Source organism: Pseudomonas sp. 18058 (assembly GCF_902706155.1).
Lineage (GTDB): Bacteria > Pseudomonadota > Gammaproteobacteria > Pseudomonadales > Pseudomonadaceae > Aquipseudomonas > Aquipseudomonas rustica.
Genome location: NZ_CACSJY010000012.1, coordinates 64,722 through 87,818 on the forward strand (window position 1 = coordinate 64,722; position 23,097 = coordinate 87,818).

Below are 23,097 nucleotides of genomic sequence, written 5' to 3' on the forward strand. Positions count from 1 at the left end.
ATGGAGGGCGGCCCCGTGAGTCGCCCGAGCAGCCCTCATGGCCGCATGCGAACGAGCATTCTACCCGGAAACGGTGGTGAGGAAAGTGGCGATGTTCCACGATGCTGGCACTGCGCTTTGACGGGGCTCACTTAAAATAGGGGCGTTTTGCTCAACTTCAAGTCGTACGGAAAAGAAGTTAGTTGTTGATTTAATGGGTAAAGCAGGGGCAATTGCAATGGGCGAGTGAAAAGTCCGCTTTCTGCTACCATGGCGTTTCTGTTACTTCAGGTGTTCGATCATGGCATTTCGCCCTCTTACGGCCAGAGCACCCGCCGTTCTGCTTCGCGAAGCCAAACCGCTCAAGGCCATCCTCGGCCATGCCCAACGACTGGGGCATTTGCAACGCCTGCTCGAAAGCCAACTGCAACCCGCCGCCCGCGAGCATTGCCATGTGGCGTCGTGGCGTGAGGGCAGTCTGTTGCTGATTGTCACCGATGGTCATTGGGCCACGCGTCTGCGTTACCAGCAAAAGCGTTTGCAGCGCCAGTTACAGATGTTTGATGAGTTCGCCAGTTTGACGCGGATTCTGTTCAAGGTGCAGCCGCCGACGATTCAGCGCGCGGTGGTGGGTAATACCATGGATTTGTCGACGGATGCCGCGGCGACGATTCAGGCGACGGCGGACGGGATCAGTGATCCGGGGTTGCGCGCGGCGCTGGAACGGCTGGCGGCACACGCTAAAGACAAATCCTGACTTCTATTCTGAATCTTCATGCAATTCCAATGTGGGAGCGGGCTTGCTCGCGAAAGCGGTGTGTCATTCAACCTATGTGGCGTCTGACACGACCTCTTCGCGAGCAAGCCCGCTCCCACATTTAGATCTCCAACAGTTCAGGATCAGCGGCGTTTGCTGCCGCCTAATAAAGAGCCCATCAGGCCGCGCACCAGTTGTTTGCCGAGGTTGTTCGCGGCTTGGCGCATGGCGGATTTCAGTGCTTGCCCGGCGGCGGTGCCGAGGAATTCTCCGGCTCTGTCGGCGAGGCTTGGCTCTTCAGCCGCAGGTTTTCCGGCAGGTGTCTCAGCCTCCGGCGCCAGGCCTTTGCGACCCATGAGGATTTCATACGCCGACTCGCGATCAATCGGCTTGTCATACCGTCCCTTGAAAGGCGAGCCGGCGATCAGCGTGGTGCGTTCGGTCTCAGTCAACGGCCCGATCCGCGATTGCGGAGGTGCTACCAGCACACGCTGCACCATCTCTGGCGTGCCCTTCTCCGCCAGCGTGCCGACCAGCGCCTCGCCGATCCCCAGCTCCGTCAGCACCGACAACGTATCGAACGCCGGATTCGGCCGGAAGCCGTCCGCCACCGCGCGCAGGGATTTCTGTTCCTTGGCGGTGAACGCGCGCAAGCCGTGCTGGATGCGCAAACCGAGCTGCGCCAACACGTCATCGGGCAAATCCGCCGGCGACTGCGTGACGAAATACACGCCAACGCCTTTCGAACGGATCAAGCGCACCACCTGCTCCAGCCGCTCCTGCAAAGCCTTCGGCGTATCGCCAAACAACAAATGCGCCTCATCGAAAAACAGCGCCAGCAGCGGTTTGTCGGCGTCACCGCGCTCTGGCAACTGCTCGAACAGTTCGGCCAGCAGCCACAGCAGGAACGTCGCGTAAACCTTCGGCGCTTCATGCACCAGACGACTGGCGTCGAGCAAATGAATACGCCCTCGGCCATCAGCGGCCGGTTGCAGGATGTCTTCGAGTTGCAGCGCCGGCTCACCGAACAAGGCCTCCGCGCCTTGCTGCTCGAGAGTCGCCAAACGGCGCAACAGCGCCTGACTGGAACCGGTGGTCATCAGCGCGGCGTCTTCGCCCAACAGCTGCGGATTTTCCTTGAGGTGATTGAGCAGCGCTTTCAGATCTTTCAGATCCAGCAACAACAACCCTTCGCGGTCAGCGACCTTGAACGCCGCGTACAGCGCCGACTGCTGACTGTCGGTGAGTTCCAGCAGGCTGCCGATCAGCAGCGGGCCCATTTCACTCAGCGTGGTGCGCAGTGGATGACCGGATTCACCGTGGATATCCCACAAGGTCACTGGATAAGCCTGCGGCGTGTAATTGAGCCACGGCATACCGGCGATGCGCTCGGCGATCTTGCCCTGCGGGTTGGCGGCGGCACCGAGGCCGCACAGATCGCCCTTGATGTCAGCGGCGAACACCGCCACGCCGGCGTCACTGAACGCTTCAGCCAGACGCTGCAAGGTCACGGTTTTACCGGTACCAGTCGCGCCGGCGATCAGCCCGTGACGGTTCGCCAGGCGCATGGCCTGGCCAATCGGTTGCCCGGTGAGATCGGCGCCGATTACGAGTTGCGATGAGTCAGGCATTTTGTCACCCATGGTTAATCTTTGATTCGCTTTGGCCGATAGATAAAACGTGAACCTGGCTGAAAAGTCGGTAGGACATTTCCCTAAGGAGAGACGGAAATATTCACGTGTACTCACCCTTGCCCATAGTGCGCGCCTTTATAAAAGCACGCCCAGGACATTAAGACCTTAGCGGAACCCCAAGCCATGAACAAAAATCTGCGCTTCAGCCATAAAATTTTGCTTGCCGCCGCCCTCATCGTCATCGCCGCTTTCGCCTCGTTTACGCTGTACAACGACTGGTTGCAGCGCAACGCGATCCGCGATGACCTGAACAACTATCTCAACGAGATGGGCGAAGTCACTGCCGGAAACATTCAAACCTGGCTCAACGGTCGCATCCTGCTGATCGAAAACGCCGCCCAGAACATCTCGATCAACCCCGAGCCCGCCAACGTCGCCAGCCTGCTGGAACAGAAAACCCTGACCTCGACGTTCATGGCCACCTACCTCGGCGACGCCACCGGCCACTTCACCATCCGCCCGGACACGAAGATGCCAGAGGGTTTCGATCCACGGGTGCGCCCTTGGTATAAAGGTGCCGAAGGCAGCAGCACCTCGACCCTGACCGAACCGTACATCGATGCGGCCACAGGCCAGTTGATCATCTCCATCGCCACCGCCTCGAAAAAGGCCGGCCAAAGCGTCGGCGTGGTCGGCGGCGATCTGAGCCTGCAATCGCTCATCGACACCCTCGCCGCCCGAGATTTTGACGGCATGGGTTATGTGTTTTTGGTCAGCGCCGACGGCAAGATCCTCGTGCACCCGGACAAGGCCTTGGTGATGAAATCACTGAAAGACGCCTTCCCGCAGGACACCCCGCGCATCAGCGGCGACTTCAGCGAAGTCACCGTCGATGGCAAAACCCGCATCGTCACTTTCGCGCCGATCAAAGGTTTGCCGTCGGTGAACTGGTACATCGGCCTGTCGGTAGACAAAGATCAAGCGTTCGCCATGCTCAGCGAATTCCGCACCTCGGCGGTGATTGCGACGGTGATCGCCGTGGCAATCATCCTCGCCCTGCTCGGCATGCTCATCCGCATTCTGATCCAGCCGCTGCACGTGATGACCCGCGCCATGGAAGACATCGCCGACGGCGAAGGCGACCTGACCAAGCGCCTGACCATCGTCAATAACGATGAGTTTGGTGTGTTGGGGACTGCGTTCAACCGTTTCGTCGAGCGCATTCATGGCTCGATCCGCGAAGTGTCGTCGGCCACTGGGCAGGTCAATGAAGTTGCGTTGCGCGTGGTCGCCGCGTCGAACTCGTCGATGTACAACTCGGATCAACAAGCCTCGCGCACCAGCAGCGTCGCCGCGGCGATCAATCAACTGGGTGCCGCCGCTCAGGAAATCGCCCGCAATGCCGCGCAGGCTTCGAACCAGGCCAGCGATGCGCGTGGCCTCGCCGAAGACGGCCAGCAAGTGGTGGATCGCAGCATCAAGGCGATGAATCAGCTGTCGAGCATGCTCAGTGCCTCGAGCAGCAATATCGAATCGCTGAACAGCAAAACCGTGAACATCGGCCAGATCCTTGAAGTGATCACCAGCATTTCCCAGCAAACCAACCTGCTGGCGCTCAACGCGGCGATCGAAGCGGCGCGTGCCGGTGAGGCCGGGCGTGGCTTTGCGGTGGTGGCGGATGAAGTGCGCAACCTCGCGCATCGCACGCAGGAATCGGCGCAGCAGGTGCAGACGATGATCGAGGAGCTGCAAGTCGGCGCCCGAGAGTCGGTGAGCACCATGAGCGAGAGTCAGCGTCACAGTCAGGACAGCGTCGAGATTGCCAACCTTGCCGGCGAGCGTTTGAACAGCGTGACCTTGCGGATTGGCGAGATCGACGGGATGAACCAGTCAGTGGCGACGGCGACAGAAGAGCAGACGGCGGTGGTTGAGTCGATCAACGTTGATATCACCGAGATCAATACGCTGAACCAGGAAGGGGTGGAAAACCTGCAGGCGACGTTGCGGGCGTGCTCGGATCTGGAACAGCAGGCTTCGCGGTTGAAGCAGTTGGTGGGTAGTTTCAGGATTTAAGATCAAGAGCTTACCCCCTCACCCCAACCCTCTCCCCCAGGGGGGCGAGGGGGAAAGGGAGCAGATCTTCAAGCCTTTCAAAACCTGAGCTCGACTCAGGTCTCTCACGTCGGCGTACCTCCAACATCCACCCCAATCAGTCCCCTCTCCCTCCGGGAGGGGTGAGGGGCTCTTCAAAACCTGAGTTCACCTCAGGTCTCTCAAGTCGGCGTACCTCCAGCATCCACCTCGGTCAGTCCCCTCTCCCTCGGGAGAGGGTTAGGGTGAGGGGCCGCTTCAGCGCGGATTCCGACCGAACCATCCATTGCGCACATAGGTCAACCAAGGGAGTACCACGCAGCGGAGGGTTGTTCACCGTGCACATCGCCGACATCACCATGTTTTACGCCCCGGCCAGCGGTGGCGTGCGCACGTATCTGGATGCCAAACATCGTCGTTTGGGCTTCAAACCCGGCATTCGCCACAGCCTGCTGATCCCCGGCGCCCGCTTCGGCGAACACGACGGCGTTTACACGGTTCCCGCCCCCGCCCTGCCCTTCGGCAAAGGCTATCGCTTCCCGCTGCGCCTCGCGCCGTGGCGAAACGTCCTGCAGGATTTGCAACCCGATCTGATCGAAGTCGGCGATCCCTACCTCACCGCATGGGCCGCACTGGATGCCCGACGGCAACTGGATGTGCCGGTGATCGGCTTTTATCACTCGGATCTGCCGCTGCTGGTCGGCAATCGCATGGGCCATTGGGTTACGCCGAATGTCGAAGCGTATGTCACCAAGCTTTACGGCAACTTCGACCGCGTGCTCGCGCCAAGTCAGGTAATGGCCGACAAGCTCACCGGCCTCGGCGTGCGCAATGTCTTCGTGCAACCGCTGGGCGTCGATCTGCAAACCTTTTACCCCGAGGCCCGCGACCCGAATCTGCGCGCAGAACTGGGCATCGCCGACGACACCCACCTGCTGATCTACGCCGGGCGCGGTTCAAAAGAGAAAAACCTGCCAGTGCTGCTCAAATGCATGCAACGCCTCGGCCCGCGCTATCACTTGCTGCTGGTCGGCTCGTCGATGCCCGCCGTGGTGCCGGACAATGTCAGCGTGATTGATCAATTCTGCCCGGCACCTCGCGTCGCACAATTGATGGCCAGCGCCGATGCGCTGATCCATGCCGGCGATCAGGAAACCTTCGGCCTGGTGATTCTCGAAGCCATGGCCTGCGGCATTCCGGTGGTGGCGGTGGCGGCCGGGGCATTTGAAGAGATCGTCAACGAATCCTGCGGTTTGCTCTGCACACCGAATAATCCACAGGCGATGGCCAATGCCGTGCGCGAAGTGTTCAGTCGCGGCACTGTGAAACTGGGCGAGCAAGCGCGACAGCACGTTGAACAGCATTACGCGTGGGACACGGTGGTCGACAGTCTGCTCGGCCACTATCATGCCGTCCTCGGCCATGCGCTGCCCAAGGTGGCCAATGGCTGAAGCGCTGAATCGCCCCGCCGTGTTGTTGGTGCTGCATGACGTGGCACCGTCGACGTGGGCGGATTACCAACCGTTTGTCGAAGCCGTCGACGCACTGGGCAGCGTGCCGATGACCTGGCTGGTCGTCCCCGATTTCCATCGGCGCAACGCCCTCAACGAACATCCGGCGTTTTGCCGACTGCTCGATGAGCGTGTTGCCCGAGGCGATGAGTTGGCCTTGCACGGTTTTTTCCATGACGATCAGGAACCCGGCCCAACCAGTCCGCGCGACTGGTTCATGCGCCGCGTTTACACCCACGAAGGCGAGTTCTATCGTTTATCCCGCGAAACCGCCCTCGCCCGTCTGCGCGATGGCATCGAAGTGTTCCAGCGCCACGACTGGCCGTTGCACGGTTTCGTCGCCCCGGCGTGGTTGATGAGCGACGGCACCCGCCAAGCCCTGCGTGAATTACCGCTGAGCTACACCAGTGATCCACAGCATCTTTATCACTTGCCGGGTTTCTCCGCCATCGACGCGCCGGGGCTGGTCTGGAGTGCCCGCAGCGCCTGGCGTCGCGGTTTATCGAAGATTGTCAGCGAACAGCGGCAACAGCGTTGGCGCCAGGCGCCGGTGATTCGGCTAGGCTTGCACCCAGTGGACATGCGCCACGGTTTTTCCCGCGATTACTGGCTGCACACCTTGCAGCGACTACTGAATGAAGGACGCGTACCGATGACCAAAATCCACTGGCTCGCCCAACAGCGCGGTCAATCGGGATCCGCTGCATGAGTCGCGGCATTCTGTTGTTGATCGGCCTGCTCGCGGCGGTGCTGATTCCGGTGGTGCTCGGTGGCGGCGAAACCTGGGCGCGCCTGCAAAGTTTTCCACTGTTATGGCTGTTGATCATGTTCGGCATGATCCTGCTCTGCTGGGGCATCAATACCCTGCGCCTGCGCTTGTTACTCGGCGATCAGCGCGACCGCGTCACGCCGCTGAAAAGCCTCGGCGTGGTGATGGCCGCCGAGTTCGCTTATTGCGCCACGCCCGGAGGCAGCGGTGGGCCGCTGACCATCATGGCGTTGCTCGCCCGCTGCGGTGTGCGTCCGGCCCGTGGTAGCGCGGTGTTTGCCATGGATCAACTCAGCGATTTGCTGTTCTTTCTCTGCGCCCTCAGTGGAATTCTGATTTATGCGTTGTTTCAACATCTGAGTGATCGCCTGGAGTGGTTGCTGACAGTCAGCGCGATTTCGTTGTTTGGCGGGTTGTTCAGTTGCGTGTTGATTGCGCGTTATCACCGCGCGTTGATTCGCTTGAGTGGCCGCTTGTTGGTGAGGATGAACGTTAAACCGGGCACTCGCCGCCGCTGGGCGCGCAAGTTGCTGCACTTTCTCGCGGCGTTTACCGATACGTTGAAGTTGCCCTGGCAAACCCTGATCAAAGTGTTCGCGCTGACATGTGTGCATTGGTTGCTGCGTTACAGCGTGCTGTATCTGGCGTTGCGCGGACTGGGCGCAGACTTGCAGTGGGCCTGGAGTTTTCTGGTGCAGATGCTGTCGCTGGGGGCCGGGCAGTTCAGTTTATTGCCGGGTGGCGCGGGGGCGGCGGAATTGACTTCGGCGGCACTGTTGGCGCCGATGGTGGGGAAATCCACCGCAGCGGCGGCGATTCTGATTTGGCGGGTGGTGACGTATTACTTTTATCTGCTGGTGGGGGGGCCGGTGTTTTTGATGATGTTGGGGCGGCCGTTGTTGCGCAAATTGATGAAAGTGCCGCAGACGTAAAAAGATCGTCCGATCGCGGCCCGAGCCTGCGGCAGCTCCTACAGGGATCGGGTTTCAAACATCGTTTTGTTTATCGTCGGACTCTTGCAACTGTTCCCACAACTCGGCCGCACCGGGAAACTCGGTGCCATCTTCCGGGGTCATGTCCTCGGGGTCGTAGCGACTCAAACAACCTTCGCCCAACGTCGCCGGCGCTTTGGAAGTGGCTTTGTCCAGTGGATCACTCATGTAAGTTTCCTCGGGGCTTAAACGACAAAGGGTCTGAGCGATTGAACGCCCAGACCCTTGGTTTTTCAAGCCTGCGTGTGTTCGATCAGAACACCACAGTCTTGTTGCCGTGCACCAGCACGCGATCTTCGAGGTGATAACGCAGGCCGCGGGCCAGCACCATCTTCTCGACGTCACGGCCGAAACGCACCATGTCTTCGATGCTGTCGCTGTGGCTGACGCGCACCACGTCCTGCTCGATGATCGGGCCGGCGTCCAGCTCTTCGGTCACGTAGTGGCAGGTCGCGCCAATCAGTTTCACGCCGCGCAGCGACGCCTGGTGGTACGGCTTGGCACCGACGAACGACGGCAGGAAGCTGTGGTGAATGTTGATCACCTTGTGCGCGTATTCGCGGCACATGTCCGGCGGCAGGATTTGCATGTAGCGCGCCAGCACCACTACTTCAGCGTCGTGCTGTTTGACCAGACGCGACACTTCGTCGAACGCCGGTTGCTTGTCCTGCGGATTGACCGGGACGTGGTAATACGGGATGCCGTGCCACTCGACCATGCTGCGCAGGTCGTCGTGGTTGGAAATCACGCAGGAGATTTCGCAATCCAGCTCATCGCTGTGCCAGCGGTGCAGCAAGTCCGCCAGGCAGTGCGATTCGCGGCTGGCCATCAGCACTACGCGCTTCTTCTGCTCGGTGTCGGTGATGCGCCAGTCCATCGAGAACTCTTCGGCGATCGGCGCAAACTTCTCGCGCAATACTTCAATACCGAATGGCAGCGAATCGGCACGAATTTCGTGACGCATGAAGAACCAACCCACCTGATTATCCGAGTGGTGGCTCGCTTCGGTGATCCAGCCATTGTGGGCTGCCAGAAAATTACTGACTTTGGCAACGATGCCAACGCGGTCCGGGCAAGAAATCACCAGACGAAAAGTGCGCATGAGGGGAAGACTCCAGAACTTCGCAAAGGCCGCCATTCTAGCGACTGCGCTGGAAAACTGCAGTATTGATGAACGCTGGCGTGGCCGGCGGCGGATACCCACACTTTTTTGACGGAAACAAACGCCAGAGGGATGGCGCTTTGCTGGCACTGTTAAACAGACAATTGTGAATATCTGTGCTGACGGCTTCACACTATTTAACTGAACAATCAATTTGCGGCTATTTCTCGTAACTAATTTAAATAAAAACCCCGGTTAAATGTTTACTTGATGAAACAGCCTGACTATTATTGCGCCACTGTCCCCTGTCATTCAGCATTCTACTAAGGTAGTAATCATGTCCTTGATCAACGAATATCGCGCCACCGAAGAAGCTATCAAAGAGCTGCAAGCCCGTTTGAAGAACCTGTCGCAAGACGACAAACTGCAAACCGAGCTGGAATTCGAAGGAAAACTGCGCACCCTGATGGGCGAATACTCCAAGTCGCTGCGTGACATCATCGCGCTGCTGGACCCAGAGTCGAAAACCAAAGCACCACGCGGCGGCGCAGTAAAAACTACCGGCACCAAGCGTGCTCGCAAAGTTAAACAATACAAAAACCCGCACAACGGCGAAGTCATCGAAACCAAAGGTGGCAACCACAAAACTCTGAAAGAGTGGAAAGCCAAGTGGGGCGGCGACGTGGTTGAAGGCTGGGCTACCCTGCTGGGCTAAGCCGCAACGCCTTCGCAGAGCGATCCGCGAAAAAAGAAACGCCAGCGAATGCTGGCGTTTTTTTATGCCTGACGTTTAGTAACAAACATGTTCGATTTCAAAGACCCAAACGTTTGCGCAATGCCTGGACATAACTCTGCCATTCATTGAGCACTGCGCTCTGCTCTGGCGTAGCACTAAGCAACCATTGCTCGGCCGCCTCGCTAAAAGATTTCAAGGTATTCGGCGCGCCGAATTCCGGGGCCGACAAACGTTGCTGACACAATAATTTCCAGCGTGCCTGTTCTTCAGAATTCAACGTATCGGCAAAGTTACGTGCGCGATATCGAAAGAGTAATTCAGGCAAACGTTCATCATCGAACGGCCATTGCTCTTGCGCCAAATGTGCCGGGTCAGCGTTTCTCACTTGCTCACACAGACGCCGATCACGATCACCGATAAATCCGTCGTACAACTGTTGTTCCGGATCTTCACTCGGGGTGAAATCTTCGCTGGCATAAATAGCCGCGATTTTATCTTTCCAAACTTGTTGTGCGTCAGTTAGCCGCAGCGCGCGCTCCTGATAAAGCGCCATGTCCAGACCCAATCGTTGTTGATCGTCGGCGCGCAGTACCGATAACGGCGCGACGACCGGGCAACGGTTGATGTGAATAATCTTCAGCGGCACCGGCAATTCGCCTTCAAGTAAATCGTCACGGCGCGTGTACAGACGCTGGCGCAGGGTTTGTGCATCGAGATCGAGCAAGCCCTGTGGATCGAGGTGCAAGTCGCAAACAATCAGCGCGTTGCGGTTTTTCGGGTGCCAGGCCAGCGGCATGACCACGCCGACATAACTGCGCGCCGCCGAGAAGCGTCCGGAGATGTGCACCAGCGGCTGCAACAGGCGAATCTGATCCATCACCTTCTGTTTGCTGCGCAACTGGAACAGCCAGTCATAGAGCTTGGGCTGTTTCTCGCGGATCAGTTTCGCCAGCGCAATGGTCGCGCGTACGTCCGACAACGCTTCGTGGGCATGGCCGTGATCGATGTTATTGGCGGCGGTCAGGCGTTCGAGTTTGAGGGTCACGCGACCCTCGTCATCGGTCGGCCACACCAGCCCGTCCGGGCGCAAGGCGTAAGCAGCGCGCACTACATCGATCAAATCCCAGCGACTGTTGCCGCCCTGCCATTCGCGGGCGTAGGGATCGAAGAAATTGCGATACAGGCTGTAACGGGTCATCTCGTCGTCGAAACGCAAGGAGTTGTAACCCGCGCCGCACGTACCGGGCGCGGCCAATTGCGCGTGAACCCGGGTCATGAAATCGGCTTCGCTCAAACCTTTTTCGGCGAGCTGACTGGGGGTGATGCCGGTGATTGCGCACGCCGCCGGGTGCGGCAGGATGTCTTCGCTGGGCTGGCAGTAAAGGTTGACCGGCTCGTCGATTTCGTTGAGCTCGTGGTCGGTGCGAATCCCGGCGACCTGCAGCGGGCGGTCGTTACGCGGATTGATTCCAGTGGTTTCGTAGTCGTACCAGAAGATTGAAGTCACGGGCGGATCCTGAACTGAAGATCGGCAAAGTCTAGGCGCTCAACCGCCGTCGCGGCCAGTCTCGAAACATTCAAACACCTGGCGACACATGCTGTGCAATACATAGTTATGTCGTTTCCCCCCGAGAGGCTGCTAGCATCGGACGCACTTGCACTCAGAACAGGCGACATCAGGTAGCCCATGCTCGAGCCCACAGCACCGCCAAGGAAAGCACCGCTGGCCCCGCCGCTGGATACGCGGCATCAGGTCGAAACGCCGGAAGGCATCGACCTGCCCCTGCGCCCTGCCGGGTTGATGGTGCGGGCCGTGGCGTTCGCCATCGATCTGGGCATTCGCGGTGTGATCATGGGCGTGTTGTTTATCGCGTTGGCGTTTCTCGGCAAGCTCGGCATGGGCCTCGGCTCGCTGCTGCTGTTTGCGATCAGTTGGTGGTACATGGTGCTGTTCGAAGTGCTGCGGCAGGGACGCTCGCCGGGCAAACAGTGGATGGGCCTGCGCGTGGTGCACGATGACGGCACGCCGGTTGGCTGGTCGGCCTCGTTGTTGCGCAATCTGCTGCGCTTCGTTGATCTGCTGCCGTTCGGCTACTTCCTCGGCAGCCTCAGTTGCCTGCAACACCCGACCTTCAAACGCCTCGGCGACATCGCTGCCGGCACGCTGGTGGTTTACAGCGAACGCCCGCTGACGCGCCCGCAATTGCCTGACGCCGAACCCCGGCGCTCGCCCGTGCCGCTGTCGCTAAGCGAACAACGTGCAGTGCTCGGTTTTGCCGAACGCCAAGGCGAACTGTCACCGGCGCGGGTCAATGAACTGGCCGCCCTGCTCGCCCAGCCGCTGCATATCTCCGCGCCCAAAGCCGTTGCCGAACTCAATGGCATCGCGCGCGGTTTACTGGGCCCGACATGAAGCAGAGCCTTTTCGAAAGTCGCCACAAGGCCGAATGGGAGCGTTTTGCGCTGGCCCTCGAACGCCTTGAACGCGGCAAGGACACCTCGCAAATCGCCGGATTCCCGAGAACCTATCGACGTCTTTGCCAGCATCTGGCGTTGGCGCAGGAGCGCGGCTACAGCAGTTTCCTCATCGACTCGTTGCAGCAACACGTGCTGCGCGGCCATCAACAGCTGTACCGCCATCGCAGTCGCCTCGGCGCCAACCTGCTCAGTTTTATCCTCGCCGATTTCCCGCGACTGGTGCGCGCCGAATGGCCGTTTGTGCTGGTCGCCGCGCTGCTGTTTTTCGGCAGCCTGATCGGCGTAGGGGTGTTGGTGTATGTGTTTCCCGACCTCATTTACAACCTGATTCCCGCCGATCAAGTGCGCGAGATGCAAGGCATGTACGACCCGGTCGCCGGCCACCTCGGGCGTCCCGCCGAACGCGCGGCCAGCGAAGACTGGGTGATGTTTGGTTACTACGTGATGCACAACATCGGCATCGCCTTTCAGACCTTCGCCAGCGGATTGTTGATGGGCGTGGGCAGCGCATTCTTTCTGTTCTACAACGGCCTGGTCATCGGCGCGGTGGCCGGGCATCTGACCGAGATCGGTTTCGGCGAGACCTTCTGGTCGTTCGTCATCGCCCATGGCGCTTTCGAACTGACGGCGATTGCTCTCGCCGGCGCGGCCGGTCTGGAACTCGGCTGGGCGTTGATCGCGCCCGGGCGCCTGACCCGCGCCGAGGCCTTGAAACGCGCGGCGCGCAAAAGCGTGTTGCTGGTCTGCGGGGTGATGTTGTTCCTGCTGATCGCGGCGTTCATCGAAGCCTATTGGTCGTCGAAAACCAGTGTCGCGCCGCTGACTAAATACCTGGTGGGCGCCGGACTCTGGACGTTGGTCGCGTGCTACCTGCTGTTCGCCGGAAAGACACGCCATGCGCCTGAGTGACGCCACCGTGGTGATCCGCCCGCGCACGACTTGGGAAGCCATGGATCTGGGCGTGCTCATGTGTCAGCAACATCGACGCTTGCTGATGACCAGTTGGGCGATCGTCACCTTGCCGCTGTTCGCCCTGCTCAGCCTGGTGTTTTGGGATTCGCCGACGCTGGCCGTGTTTATATTCTGGTGGCTGAAACCGGCGTACGAACGCCTGCCGTTGTACATCCTGTCCAAAGCGCTGTTCGGCGAAACGCCCACCCTCAAACAAGCGCTGCGCGAATGGCCGCGCCTGCTCAAACCGCAACTGTTGGCCAGCCTGACCTGGCGCCGCTTGAGCTTCAGCCGCAGCTTTCTGCTGCCGGTGGTGCAACTCGAAGGCCTCGACGGCAATGCTCGCCAACAACGCCTGCAAGTGCTGTTGCAGCGCAACGCCGGCGCGGCGCAATGGTTGACCATCATTGGCGTGCATCTGGAGACTGCGCTGTGGATCGGCTTGATGGTGCTGTTCTATCTGTTGCTGCCGCAGCAAGTGGAAACCGATTGGGACTGGCAGTCGCTGATTCTCTCGGCCGATCACGAATGGCGCTGGCTAGAACACCTGACCAACGCTTTTTATGCGCTGGTGCTGGTGGTGTGGGAACCGATCTACGCCGCCTGCGGATTCAGCCTCTATCTGAACCGCCGCACGCAACTGGAAGCGTGGGACATCGAACTGGTGTTCCGGCGTTTGCGCCAGCGCCTGAACAACGGCGTGCTCGGTCTGTTGCTGGCGATCTGTCTGGTGCTGCCGAATGTGCCCTCGGTCTGGGCGGCTGAACCCGACACCCGTCCGGATGCACCGCGCTTGTTAAATCAGCCGCTGACCAGTCAGGCCTCCCACGACAGCATCAAGGCCTTGCTCGAACAACCACCGTTCAAGAACAAGGAATCGGTCACCCGCTACCGTTTTGGCGACGACCCGGCAACGCCGGCCAAAGACGCAAAACCCGGCGACGCACCGCAGTGGCTTAAAACCTTGCTGGGCTGGCTCGACGGTCGACACTTCAATGGGCTGGCCAAGCTGATCGAGGTGCTGTTGTGGGGTGTGCTGATTGCCTTGATCGGTTGGCTGATCTGGCGTTACCGCGAGTTTCTCCGGGCCTTCGTCAGTCGCCGGCCGAAACTGCCAGCGCTGCCAAAACGAGCGGTGCCGCAGCAAGCGTTCGGTCTGGATTTGAACCGCGACACCTTGCCCGACGACATCGCCGCCAGCGCCGAACAACTCTGGCTCAGCCAACCGCGCGCGGCGTTGAGCCTGCTCTATCGCGGTCTGCTCAGCCATCTGCTGCATGACTTCGATCTGACGCTGAAACCTGCCGACACCGAAAATCAGGTGCTGGCGCGTGTAGAACAACTGCAGCGACCGGAGTTGCTCGCGTTTAGTCGCAACCTCACTGTGCACTGGCAGAACATGGCCTACGGGCATCGAGTCCCGGCAGCGCATCTGCAACAGGAATTGTGCGACGGCTGGCGCGCCTTGTTTGGCCACGGAGCTGCCCGTTGAATCGCCGCGCCGCGTGGTGGGTCGGCGCAGTGCTCGTCGCACTGCTGATCGCATTGAGCGTGTTTCTGGTTCTCAAGGCCAAGCCTTATCAGGAAGAAGTCGATCACGGCCCGTCCCCTGCTGCCCAAGCCAATCCGTATCTGGCGGCGGAAATGTTTTTGCGTGAGCGCGGCCTCAAAGTCAGTCATGCCGAAAGCCTTTCCGTACTGCCGGATATCGACCCACGCCGACACACGCTGCTGCTGTTCAACGACCGTTCACGCATGACCCCACGTCAGGTCGAGCAAGTGTTGAACTGGACGCGGGCCGGCGGGCGACTGGTGTTTGTCGCTGAATCGTTATGGGACGAACAGACCAAACAGAGCAACGACCTGTTGCTCGATCGCGTGCAACTGCATCAATCCCTGAGCAAGGATCTCAAGGATCCGCCCAAAGACCTTGAGCAAGACCCCTTCCCGAAATTGACCAAGCTCTATGTGGAGGATGAAGACGCGCCGGCCTATGCCGGGTTCGACACGGACTTCCACCTCGACGACCCGAAAAACCTCGCGCAAGCCTGGGCCAACAGCGGCAAAGCCACGCACATGATGCAACTGCCTTACAGCCTCGGCTCGATCACCGTGGTCACTGACGCCGAGCTGTGGAAAAGCCAGACCATCGCTCAATACGACAATGCCTGGCTGCTCTGGTACCTGAGCGCCGACACCGACGTCACGCTGATCTACAACAGCGAACACGACGGTTTGCTGACCTTGCTCTGGCGCTACTTCCCGCAGGCCATCGTCGCCCTGCTCGCCTTGATCGGCCTGTGGTTGTGGCATGTCGGTGTGCGCCACGGCCCGCTTCAGGCACCGGCGCCGAGCGGCCGCCGACAATTGCAGGAACACCTGCGTGCCAGCGCGGATTTCCTGCTGCGCCACAACGGTCAGCAAGCGCTGCTGCAAGCCTTGCAACAAGACGTGTTGCGTCGCGCGCGCCGTCGCCATCCCGGTTTTGATCGATTGAACGTTGCCGAACAATGGCTGGCACTGTCACGCCTGACCCGCCAGCCCACCCGCGCCATCAGCCAGGCCCTGAGCCCGGTTCCGAACCAGCGTTTGTCCAGCGCCGAGTTCTGCCGTCAGGTCGCCCACCTGCAAACCTTGAGGAACACGCTATGAGTGAACAGACCGAGCCCGGCAGCGCCAGCCACGCCGCCCAGCAACGCCAGCGCGCCAGCCAACTGGCGCAAGCGGTTCGCAGCGAATTGCAGAAAGCTTTGATTGGCCAGAATCAGGTAATCGACGACGTGCTGACCGCGCTGATCGCCGGTGGCCACGTGCTGCTCGAAGGTGTGCCGGGGCTGGGTAAAACCTTGCTGGTGCGTGCATTGGCGCGCTGCTTCGGTGGCGAGTTCGCGCGTATCCAGTTCACCCCGGATCTGATGCCCAGCGACGTCACCGGTCATGCCGTCTATGACCTGCAAACCGAGCAGTTCAAATTGCGCAAAGGCCCACTGTTCACCAATTTGCTGCTGGCCGACGAGATCAACCGCGCCCCGGCGAAAACCCAGGCGGCGCTGCTCGAAGCGATGCAAGAAAGGCAAGTCACCCTCGAAGGCCGCGCCCTGCCCATCGCTCAGCCGTTCATGGTGCTGGCCACGCAAAACCCGATTGAACAGGAAGGCACTTACCCGCTGCCCGAAGCCGAACTCGACCGCTTCATGCTCAAGGTGCGCATGGATTACCCCGACGCCGATCAGGAGTTGAACATGGTGCGTCAGGTCAGTCGCTCGACCCGCGCCGACATGCTTGATGTGCAACCGTTGCGCACCGTGCTGCAAGCCAAAGACGTGCAAGCGCTGCAACGCATTGCCAGTGATTTGCCGCTGGACGATCAAGTCCTCGATTACGCCGTACGACTGGCGCGCAGCACCCGCAGTTGGCCGGGGCTGACCCTCGGCGCCGGGCCTCGCGCCTCGATTGCCCTGGTGCGCTGCGCCCGCGCCCGCGCCCTGTTACGCGGCGGCGAATTCGTCATCCCCGACGACATCAAAGGCTGCGCGCTGGCCGTGCTGCGCCACCGCGTACGCATCGCCCCGGAACTGGACATCGAAGGCCTGCAAGTCGATCAGGTATTGCAGCAACTGCTCGACCAGATCCCGGCGCCGCGCCTGTGAAATCCGTTTTGGGCAGAAAAGATCGCAGCCTCCGGCAGCTCCTACACATCACTCATGCAGGAGCTGCCGAAGGCTGCGATCTTTGCAACAAACAGCCCGGTGCCAAGCCATGAAACCATCAAAACTCTTACTAATCTGGCTAACACTGCTCATGGCCATCGGCATCGCCCTCGGCACCTTGCAAGCACTGCAAATCGCCCTCCCGCCCAGCCTGCCGGCGATCAATTGGGGCTTGCTCCTCGCTCTGCTGGCCCTGGCCGCCATCGATGCCCTGCGCCTCAAACGCCTGCCCGACATCCGCGTCAAACGGCACATGCCCGGCAGCCTCGCACTTGGTCGCTGGAGCGAAATCCGCCTGGACGTCGAACACCCCTTCAGCGAGCCCCTGCACCTGCACATCTTCGATCATGTCCCGGAAGGCCTGAGCTTCGAAAACCTGCCGCTCAGCGTCGAACTGCAGCCCGGCAAAATCAGCCATGTCGGCTACCGCCTGCGCCCGCTCCAGCGCGGTCATTTCAGCTTTGAACACTGCGAAATCAACCTGCCCAGCCCGCTGGGTTTATGGACAGGCAAACGCCTGCTCGACGTCACCGATCACACCCGCGTCTACCCGGACTTCGCCCGCCTCTACGGCGGTGAACTGCTGGCCGTGGACAACTGGCTCAGTCAGCTCGGCGTGCGGCAAAAGCAGCGCCGTGGTCAGGGTCTGGAATTTCATCAACTGCGCGAATTTCGCGAAGGCGACAGCCTGCGCCAGATCGACTGGAAAGCCACCGCCCGCCAGCGCACACCGATTGCCCGTGAATATCAGGACGAACGCGATCAGCAGATCATCTTCATGCTCGATTGTGGCCGCCGCATGCGTAGCCAGGACGACGAACTCTCGCACTTCGACCATGCGCTGAATGCTTGTTTACTGCTCAGCTACGTGGCCCTGCGTCAGGGCGATGCGGTGGGTTTGTGTACCCTGGCCAATGCCCAGCCGCATTACCTCGCACCGATTAAAGGTGCGGGTCAGCTCAATATCGTTCTCAACAGTGTCTACGACCTGCAAAGCACTCAGCGCACGGCGGACTATCAAGCGGCCGTCAGCCAACTGCTGTCGCGGCAAAAGCGTCGGGCGCTGGTGATACTGGTCACCAACCTGCGCGATGACGACGACGAGGAACTGCTCACCGCCGTCAAACGCTTGAGCCAGCAGCATCGAGTGTTGGTGGCGAGCCTGCGTGAAGGCGTACTTGATCAAGTGCCGCAGAGCACCGTTCAGACACTGGATGAAGCGTTGACCTATTGCGGCACCGTGGACTATCTGAATGCGCGCAATGAATGCCATGAAAGGTTGACCGCACATGGCGTTCATACGCTGGATTTGCGGCCACAGTCGTTAGGGACTGAGTTGGTGACGCGTTACTTGAGCTGGAAGAAGGCTGGTACGTTTTGAAGGTGGTTTATTCCCACGCAGCATTTTCAACGGACTACTGATCCGATCTACAGCCTGTTCAATAGAAAGACGTAAACAATTTTCAAAGCGCTACACCCGAAAACCGTTGCTATGCTTGTCTTTTCTCGAACGGAGTCGAACCAATGCCAGATGAATATTCGCTGTCTGATTTATTGGAAAGGATGTATCAGAATCAATTGGGTCTAGAGGCCGCCATCATGGAATTGACGCTGCACGCAGAGAAGGAGGGTTTAAATGAGGTTGGTGAAAACATCCGAGGTGCACTGAGTATAATTGGTGAAAATGCCGGCTACATTAAACAGGGCTTCGCCAAACTCAGAGGAAAAAAATGACAACGCTTATTGCAACAGAAGCATGAAAGGTTTTTAAAATCACTCAAGTCACACCCAAACAAGACCTGCCACTAATAATTTAATACCAAGTAGCTATACAGCTACTTGGCACCCTCCCTAAAACTTCCGAACTGATTTAAAAAAGCATAGCTCTCCATGATTCGGAGCATGTCTTGCCGGGGGATTCGGACTACAACGCTTGGCGCCGTTCCCTACACTCCCATCAGAACTGACTGACTTACACGCTAGGTGCCGCCCATTAAATTGATGCATGTCGCTGACGACCAGCGATCGGGTTTAGTCGCCCGGTGGATTAACAAGGTGCATCACATCATCTCGTAGGGTTTTCATACCCGCACTTGATGGTGGCTATGTGCAGGGCGCCCTAGGGCGCGCCGGAAAAGCCTTGTTTCCACCGGTCGACTAACCTGCGCATAGCCGCCACCCTTCCCTTAGTCGCGAAGCGTGTGGTGTCATCAAACAAGGAAACAAGGCAATGTTTAAAATTACACCAAATCCACCTGAAATAGATCCTACTGATACTTCCCCGTATGCTTCACAAGACTCAAGAAAACTCCACGAAGCAGCTGAACGCGCTTTAGACCACTATTTAAAACCTGATATACCTTCCCGTAACTCCGTAGACCGAGGTATGCAAATGTTTATGGTTTCTCCAGAAATCAATTCCGAAGCTATCGCTATCCAGACCTATGAAACGTTTTCGTCTGTGAGTATTCTTTTGCTGGATCTAGCGGACAGTTTGGAAGATAAGCCCCGCCATTTGGCAATGGCAATATATCAATTGAGCGAGATGGGATTGTTGCTAGCTGAAAAAACATTGGATAGTGAACGAGCGATTGCTAATAAAACTTAGAATTTGCAGTCTGCGGCAGCCACATTTATGCGCACTGCCCTGAGCTACCGCAGGCTGAATTTCCCCATTATCAGGCAGACGCCGGCAACGGCTGAAAACTGAAGTACTGCTTCAACGCTCGCACCAGTTGCCCATACTCGGCAGGCGGTCGGTGCAAACTGAAACCAGCATCGTAATGTTGCGGGGTTGCATCCTCGTGACACCACAAACAGCACGCCGAAAAGTCGATGACCTGGTGGCAACCATCACCCATGGGGATTTTCAGACGTAGCGCGAAATCAACTCCGATCATCATCGGTAACTGGCTGATAAGCATCAGCCCGTCTTCTGAAACGTTGCCGAGAAAGCCAATCGGTTTGTCGGTGACGCTGTTGAATACTCTCAAGAAGTACGGCAGTTGGTGCCGTTCAATCCGGCGGTCGGTAAACATGCGCAGTTCGCCATGCAGGGCTCCGTCACAGAGCCGCACCTTTGCTTCGGAACGAACCTGTTCGGCAGGCCCGCTCTCCCCGCTTCCGGTGTGACGGTCGCTACGTCGCCGTCACTTGACCACTTGCCAGTCGCAGGTGTTGCCCCGGATCAGAGACAGCGCTCTAAATCAGGATCATTCGACTATAGCTCAGCCTGTACGCACGGCCAGATTTTGTATGACAACTGTCATCAGAAACGCGTTGGACGTACCACGGCTGCGGCGCTGCGCGTTGGGTAATGACCCAGACTTTGCAGGGTCTCCAAACGGGCGCGGGCACGGTAGGCGTATTCGCTGTTGGGGTACGAGGCGATGATGAACTGATAGGTCTGCGCGGCATCGACAAACATACTTTGCCGTTCCAGGCACTGACCGCGCATCATCGACACTTCCGGCCACACGTACGGGCGGGCACGGCTGGCGCGTTCGACCTTGGACAGTTCGAGCATGACCTGCTCGCAATTGCCACGATCGTAGGCGCTGTAGGCGTTGTTCAAATGGTGGTTCATCGACCAACGGGTGCAGCCCGTGACGGCGAGGACGCTGAGGGCAAGGGCGGCAATGGGCAACAATCGCATGGGGGTTCTCCTGTCTTGTGCTCTGTATCGACCTTGCGTCGAAAATCTTCAGAACGGTTTGTGCCGATTGTCGCGTTGATGGCGTTCAATAAAGAAAGTAATAACAAAGCCCTTCACAAAAAGTAGTGCATTCGAACAATGACTACACCCCAAGAGCATAGTAGCCTTCGCTTGCGCTTGAACTCAGGAGTCTTTGCATGTCCGTCCGTCGTACCAAAATCGTCGCTACCCTTGGCCCGGCCAGTAACTCGCCGGAAGTTCTCGAACAGCTGATTCTGGCTGGCCTGGACGTTGCCCGTCTGAACTTCTCCCACGGCACCCCCGACGAGCACAAGGCTCGCGCGAAACTGGTGCGTGACATTGCCGCCAAGCACGGTCGCTTCGTCGCCCTGCTGGGTGACCTGCAAGGCCCGAAAATCCGTATCGCCAAATTCGCCAACAAGAAGATCGAGCTGAAGATCGGTGACAAGTTCACCTTCTCCACCAGCCATCCGTTGACCGAAGGCAACCAGCAAGTGGTCGGCATCGACTACCCGGATCTGGTCAAGGACTGCGGCGTAGGCGACGAGCTGCTGCTCGACGACGGCCGTGTGGTGATGCGCGTTGATACCCAAACTGACGATGCATTGCATTGCACCGTGACCATCGGCGGCCCGCTGTCCGACCACAAAGGCATCAACCGTCGCGGTGGCGGCCTGACCGCGCCGGCCCTGACTGAAAAAGACAAGGCCGACATCAAGCTCGCCGCTGAAATGGAAGTCGACTACCTCGCGGTATCCTTCCCGCGTGACGCTGCCGACATGGAATACGCCCGTCAACTGCGCGACGAAGCCGGCGGCACCGCTTGGCTGGTGGCGAAGATCGAACGTGCTGAAGCCGTCGCAGACGACGAAACCCTCGACGGCCTGATCAAGGCTTCCGATGCGGTGATGGTTGCCCGCGGTGACCTCGGTGTGGAAATCGGCGACGCCGAGCTGGTGGGCATTCAGAAGAAAATCATTCTGCACGCACGCCGCCACAACAAGGCTGTGATCGTCGCGACCCAGATGATGGAGTCGATGATCCAGAACCCGATGCCGACTCGCGCCGAAGTGTCCGACGTGGCCAACGCCGTGCTCGACTACACCGACGCCGTGATGTTGTCTGCTGAATCCGCTGCAGGTCTGTATCCGCTGGAAGCGGTTCAAGCGATGGCGCGCATCTGCGTCGGCGCTGAAAAGCACCCGACCGGCAAGACTTCCAGCCACCGTATCGGCAAGGAATTCACCCGTTGCGACGAAAGCATCGCACTGGCGACCATGTACACCGCCAACCACTTCCCGGGCGTTAAAGCGATCATCGCGCTGACCGAAAGTGGCTACACCCCGCTGATCATGTCGCGCATCCGTTCCTCGGTGCCGATCTACGCGTTCTCGCCGCACCGTGAAACTCAGGCGCGTGCAGCCATGTTCCGTGGCGTGTACACCGTACCGTTCGATCCGGCTTCGCTGGAACCGCACGAAGTCAGCCAGAAGGCGATCGACGAGCTGGTTAAACGCGGCGTTGTGGAAAAAGGCGACTGGGTCATCCTGACCAAGGGCGACAGCTACCACACCACCGGCGGCACCAACGGCATGAAGATCCTGCACGTGGGCGACCCACAGGTCTGATTGATCGGTTGTTGAAAAGCGAAAGCTCCGCCATGTGAATGGCGGAGCTTTTTGTTTTCTGCTCCTGAAGATGTGGTGCCTATTCGGTCCTCATCGCTGGCAAGCCAGGTCACCGACAATTTCAATGCCGTTTGATAAACCCTGTCAACGCCGCCAATGCCTCTGGCGACTTCAGGCGCTGGGTGAACAACACGCCCTCCTCTTCGATCACTTTGCGGATCAACTCACGGTCCGGCGCCTTCATCAGTTGCTTGCTGATGCGTACCGCATCTGCCGGCAAATCATCGAAACGTAGCGCCATTTCCCGCGCCTTGCTCAACGCAGCATCGCCATTGTCCAAAGCTTCAGTGGCAATGCCCCATTGCGCCGCTTGTTCACCGGTAAAGCCTTCGCCCAGCAACAGCAACTCCGATGCTTTTGCTTGGCCGAGCAAGCGCGGAAGGATCAGGCTGGAGCCGAACTCCGGGCACAAACCAAGGTTGACGAATGGCATGCGCAGACGAGCATCGCGGGCCACGTAAACCAGATCGCAATGCAGCAATAACGTGGTGCCGATGCCCACCGCCGCGCCGGCCACTGCGGCGATTACCGGTTTGCGGCATTCGAGCAGGTTGAGCATGAAGTGAAACACGGGGCTGTCGAGGTCGGAGGGCGGTTGCTGGATGAAGTCGGCGATGTCGTTGCCGGCGGTGAAGCACTCGGCGCTGCCGGTGATCAGCACGGCGTTGATTTCGGGGTCGCTGTCGGCAAGTTTCAGGGCCTCGGCGAGGCGGCTGTACATGGCGCGAGTGAGGGCGTTCTTCTTGTCCGGGCGGTTGAGGCGCAGGGTGAGCAAACCGCGTTCACGTTCCAGCAGGATGGCTTCGGTCATGGTGGGTCTCGGCGATAGTCGGGTTTGCGAAGGTCAAGCGGGGATAGTGCTTTCTGTGGCTAGGGGACTTTCTGTGGCCAGGGGGGCTTTTGTGGCCTGGGGATTATGTGGCGAGGGGATTTATCCCCGCTGGGCTGCGCAGCGGCCCCAAAATCTTGTGAGCGCTACGCACTCAAACGGGGATAAATCCCCTCGCCACATATTCCCCAGGC

Annotated in this window: 22 protein-coding genes and 1 pseudogene; 16 read left to right on the top strand and 7 right to left on the bottom strand. The window is 59.1% G+C overall.

Annotated elements, in window-relative coordinates:
• The first annotated feature begins 280 nt into the window (after positions 1-280).
• Complete coding sequence (locus tag GVL50_RS08985; RefSeq protein ID WP_053123114.1) at positions 281-736, top strand: DUF721 domain-containing protein; 456 nt, start codon at positions 281-283, stop codon at positions 734-736.
• A gap of 143 nt (positions 737-879) precedes the next feature.
• On the opposite strand, the gene GVL50_RS08990 is transcribed toward GVL50_RS08985, so the two are convergent.
• Positions 880-2,367: a helicase HerA-like domain-containing protein gene (locus GVL50_RS08990; protein WP_159812540.1), complete on the bottom strand. Its 1,488-nt coding sequence runs from the start codon at positions 2,365-2,367 to the stop codon at positions 880-882.
• 186 nt (positions 2,368-2,553) lie between these two features.
• Between GVL50_RS08990 and GVL50_RS29410 the strand changes: the two are divergent.
• The 5 genes and pseudogenes from GVL50_RS29410 to GVL50_RS09010 all read left to right on the top strand — a co-directional run.
• Positions 2,554-3,585 (top strand): annotated as a pseudogene (locus tag GVL50_RS29410) (cache domain-containing protein); the annotation flags it as partial.
• A gap of 93 nt (positions 3,586-3,678) precedes the next feature.
• The gene (locus GVL50_RS29415) at positions 3,679-4,443 is read left to right on the top strand and encodes a methyl-accepting chemotaxis protein (RefSeq protein WP_371262383.1); all 765 of its coding nucleotides are present in this window, start codon (positions 3,679-3,681) and stop codon (positions 4,441-4,443) included.
• A 377-nt stretch (positions 4,444-4,820) separates the two neighbouring features.
• On the top strand, positions 4,821-5,912 hold the full coding sequence (locus tag GVL50_RS09000) for a glycosyltransferase family 1 protein (RefSeq protein ID WP_178124169.1): 1,092 nt from the start codon (positions 4,821-4,823) through the stop codon (positions 5,910-5,912).
• Positions 5,905-6,681: a DUF2334 domain-containing protein gene (locus GVL50_RS09005; RefSeq protein ID WP_159812542.1), complete on the top strand. Its 777-nt coding sequence runs from the start codon at positions 5,905-5,907 to the stop codon at positions 6,679-6,681. Before GVL50_RS09000 ends, GVL50_RS09005 begins: the two co-directional genes overlap by 8 nt.
• On the top strand, positions 6,678-7,673 hold the full coding sequence (locus tag GVL50_RS09010; RefSeq protein ID WP_159812543.1) for a lysylphosphatidylglycerol synthase transmembrane domain-containing protein: 996 nt from the start codon (positions 6,678-6,680) through the stop codon (positions 7,671-7,673). The genes GVL50_RS09005 and GVL50_RS09010 overlap by 4 nt, the downstream gene beginning before the upstream one ends.
• Positions 7,674-7,727: 54 nt before the next feature.
• Here GVL50_RS09010 and GVL50_RS28740 read toward each other — a convergent pair whose 3' ends face one another.
• Both GVL50_RS28740 and purU read right to left on the bottom strand, forming a co-directional pair.
• Positions 7,728-7,901 (bottom strand): hypothetical protein, encoded by a 174-nt coding sequence (locus GVL50_RS28740; RefSeq protein ID WP_178124167.1) that lies wholly within the window; start codon positions 7,899-7,901, stop codon positions 7,728-7,730.
• A gap of 85 nt (positions 7,902-7,986) precedes the next feature.
• Positions 7,987-8,835: a formyltetrahydrofolate deformylase gene (gene purU / locus GVL50_RS09015; protein ID WP_007912774.1), complete on the bottom strand. Its 849-nt coding sequence runs from the start codon at positions 8,833-8,835 to the stop codon at positions 7,987-7,989.
• 337 nt (positions 8,836-9,172) lie between these two features.
• Between purU and mvaT the strand changes: the two genes are divergently transcribed.
• Entirely contained in the window at positions 9,173-9,550 is a 378-nt protein-coding gene (mvaT, locus tag GVL50_RS09020; RefSeq protein WP_007933316.1) for a histone-like nucleoid-structuring protein MvaT, read from the top strand.
• 97 nt (positions 9,551-9,647) lie between these two features.
• On the opposite strand, the gene sbcB is transcribed toward mvaT, so the two are convergent.
• Positions 9,648-11,078 (bottom strand): exodeoxyribonuclease I, encoded by a 1,431-nt coding sequence (sbcB, locus tag GVL50_RS09025; RefSeq protein ID WP_159812544.1) that lies wholly within the window; start codon positions 11,076-11,078, stop codon positions 9,648-9,650.
• Between the two features lie 180 nt (positions 11,079-11,258).
• Here sbcB and GVL50_RS09030 point away from each other — a divergent pair, with 180 nt between their 5' ends.
• The 8 genes from GVL50_RS09030 to GVL50_RS09065 all read left to right on the top strand — a co-directional run bounded on the left by GVL50_RS09030 (position 11,259) and on the right by GVL50_RS09065 (position 19,318).
• Positions 11,259-11,984 carry an RDD family protein gene (locus GVL50_RS09030; protein WP_159812545.1) on the top strand — a complete coding sequence of 242 codons (726 nt, stop codon included), beginning with the start codon at positions 11,259-11,261 and terminating at the stop codon, positions 11,982-11,984.
• Positions 11,981-12,958 (top strand): stage II sporulation protein M, encoded by a 978-nt coding sequence (locus GVL50_RS09035; protein ID WP_159812546.1) that lies wholly within the window; start codon positions 11,981-11,983, stop codon positions 12,956-12,958. Before GVL50_RS09030 ends, GVL50_RS09035 begins: the two co-directional genes overlap by 4 nt.
• Positions 12,945-14,492, top strand: coding sequence for a DUF4129 domain-containing protein (locus GVL50_RS09040; RefSeq protein WP_159812547.1), 1,548 nt, complete (start codon positions 12,945-12,947; stop codon positions 14,490-14,492). The genes GVL50_RS09035 and GVL50_RS09040 overlap by 14 nt, the downstream gene beginning before the upstream one ends.
• Entirely contained in the window at positions 14,489-15,652 is a 1,164-nt protein-coding gene (locus tag GVL50_RS09045) for a DUF4350 domain-containing protein (protein WP_159812548.1), read from the top strand. The genes GVL50_RS09040 and GVL50_RS09045 overlap by 4 nt, the downstream gene beginning before the upstream one ends.
• Positions 15,649-16,650, top strand: coding sequence for a MoxR family ATPase (locus GVL50_RS09050; RefSeq protein ID WP_053123333.1), 1,002 nt, complete (start codon positions 15,649-15,651; stop codon positions 16,648-16,650). Before GVL50_RS09045 ends, GVL50_RS09050 begins: the two co-directional genes overlap by 4 nt.
• Positions 16,651-16,759: 109 nt before the next feature.
• Positions 16,760-18,091: a DUF58 domain-containing protein gene (locus tag GVL50_RS09055; RefSeq protein ID WP_159812549.1), complete on the top strand. Its 1,332-nt coding sequence runs from the start codon at positions 16,760-16,762 to the stop codon at positions 18,089-18,091.
• Between the two features lie 143 nt (positions 18,092-18,234).
• Positions 18,235-18,444, top strand: a complete 210-nt coding sequence (locus GVL50_RS09060) for a hypothetical protein (RefSeq protein ID WP_159812550.1) — start codon at positions 18,235-18,237, stop codon at positions 18,442-18,444.
• A 496-nt stretch (positions 18,445-18,940) separates the two neighbouring features.
• Positions 18,941-19,318, top strand: a complete 378-nt coding sequence (locus GVL50_RS09065; RefSeq protein WP_053123253.1) for a DUF6124 family protein — start codon at positions 18,941-18,943, stop codon at positions 19,316-19,318.
• Between the two features lie 70 nt (positions 19,319-19,388).
• Here the strand turns inward: GVL50_RS09065 and GVL50_RS09070 are convergent, their stop codons facing one another.
• Positions 19,389-19,748 (bottom strand): PilZ domain-containing protein, encoded by a 360-nt coding sequence (locus tag GVL50_RS09070; protein WP_053123255.1) that lies wholly within the window; start codon positions 19,746-19,748, stop codon positions 19,389-19,391.
• 230 nt (positions 19,749-19,978) lie between these two features.
• On the bottom strand, positions 19,979-20,365 hold the full coding sequence (locus tag GVL50_RS09075; RefSeq protein WP_053123257.1) for a tol-pal system YbgF family protein: 387 nt from the start codon (positions 20,363-20,365) through the stop codon (positions 19,979-19,981).
• Between the two features lie 197 nt (positions 20,366-20,562).
• Here GVL50_RS09075 and pyk point away from each other — a divergent pair, with 197 nt between their 5' ends.
• Positions 20,563-22,014 (top strand): pyruvate kinase, encoded by a 1,452-nt coding sequence (gene pyk, locus GVL50_RS09080; protein ID WP_008080434.1) that lies wholly within the window; start codon positions 20,563-20,565, stop codon positions 22,012-22,014.
• 121 nt (positions 22,015-22,135) lie between these two features.
• On the opposite strand, the gene GVL50_RS09085 is transcribed toward pyk, so the two are convergent.
• A complete protein-coding gene (locus tag GVL50_RS09085) occupies positions 22,136-22,885 on the bottom strand; it encodes an enoyl-CoA hydratase-related protein (protein ID WP_159812551.1) in 750 nt (249 codons plus the stop codon).
• Positions 22,886-23,097 lie beyond the last annotated feature (212 nt).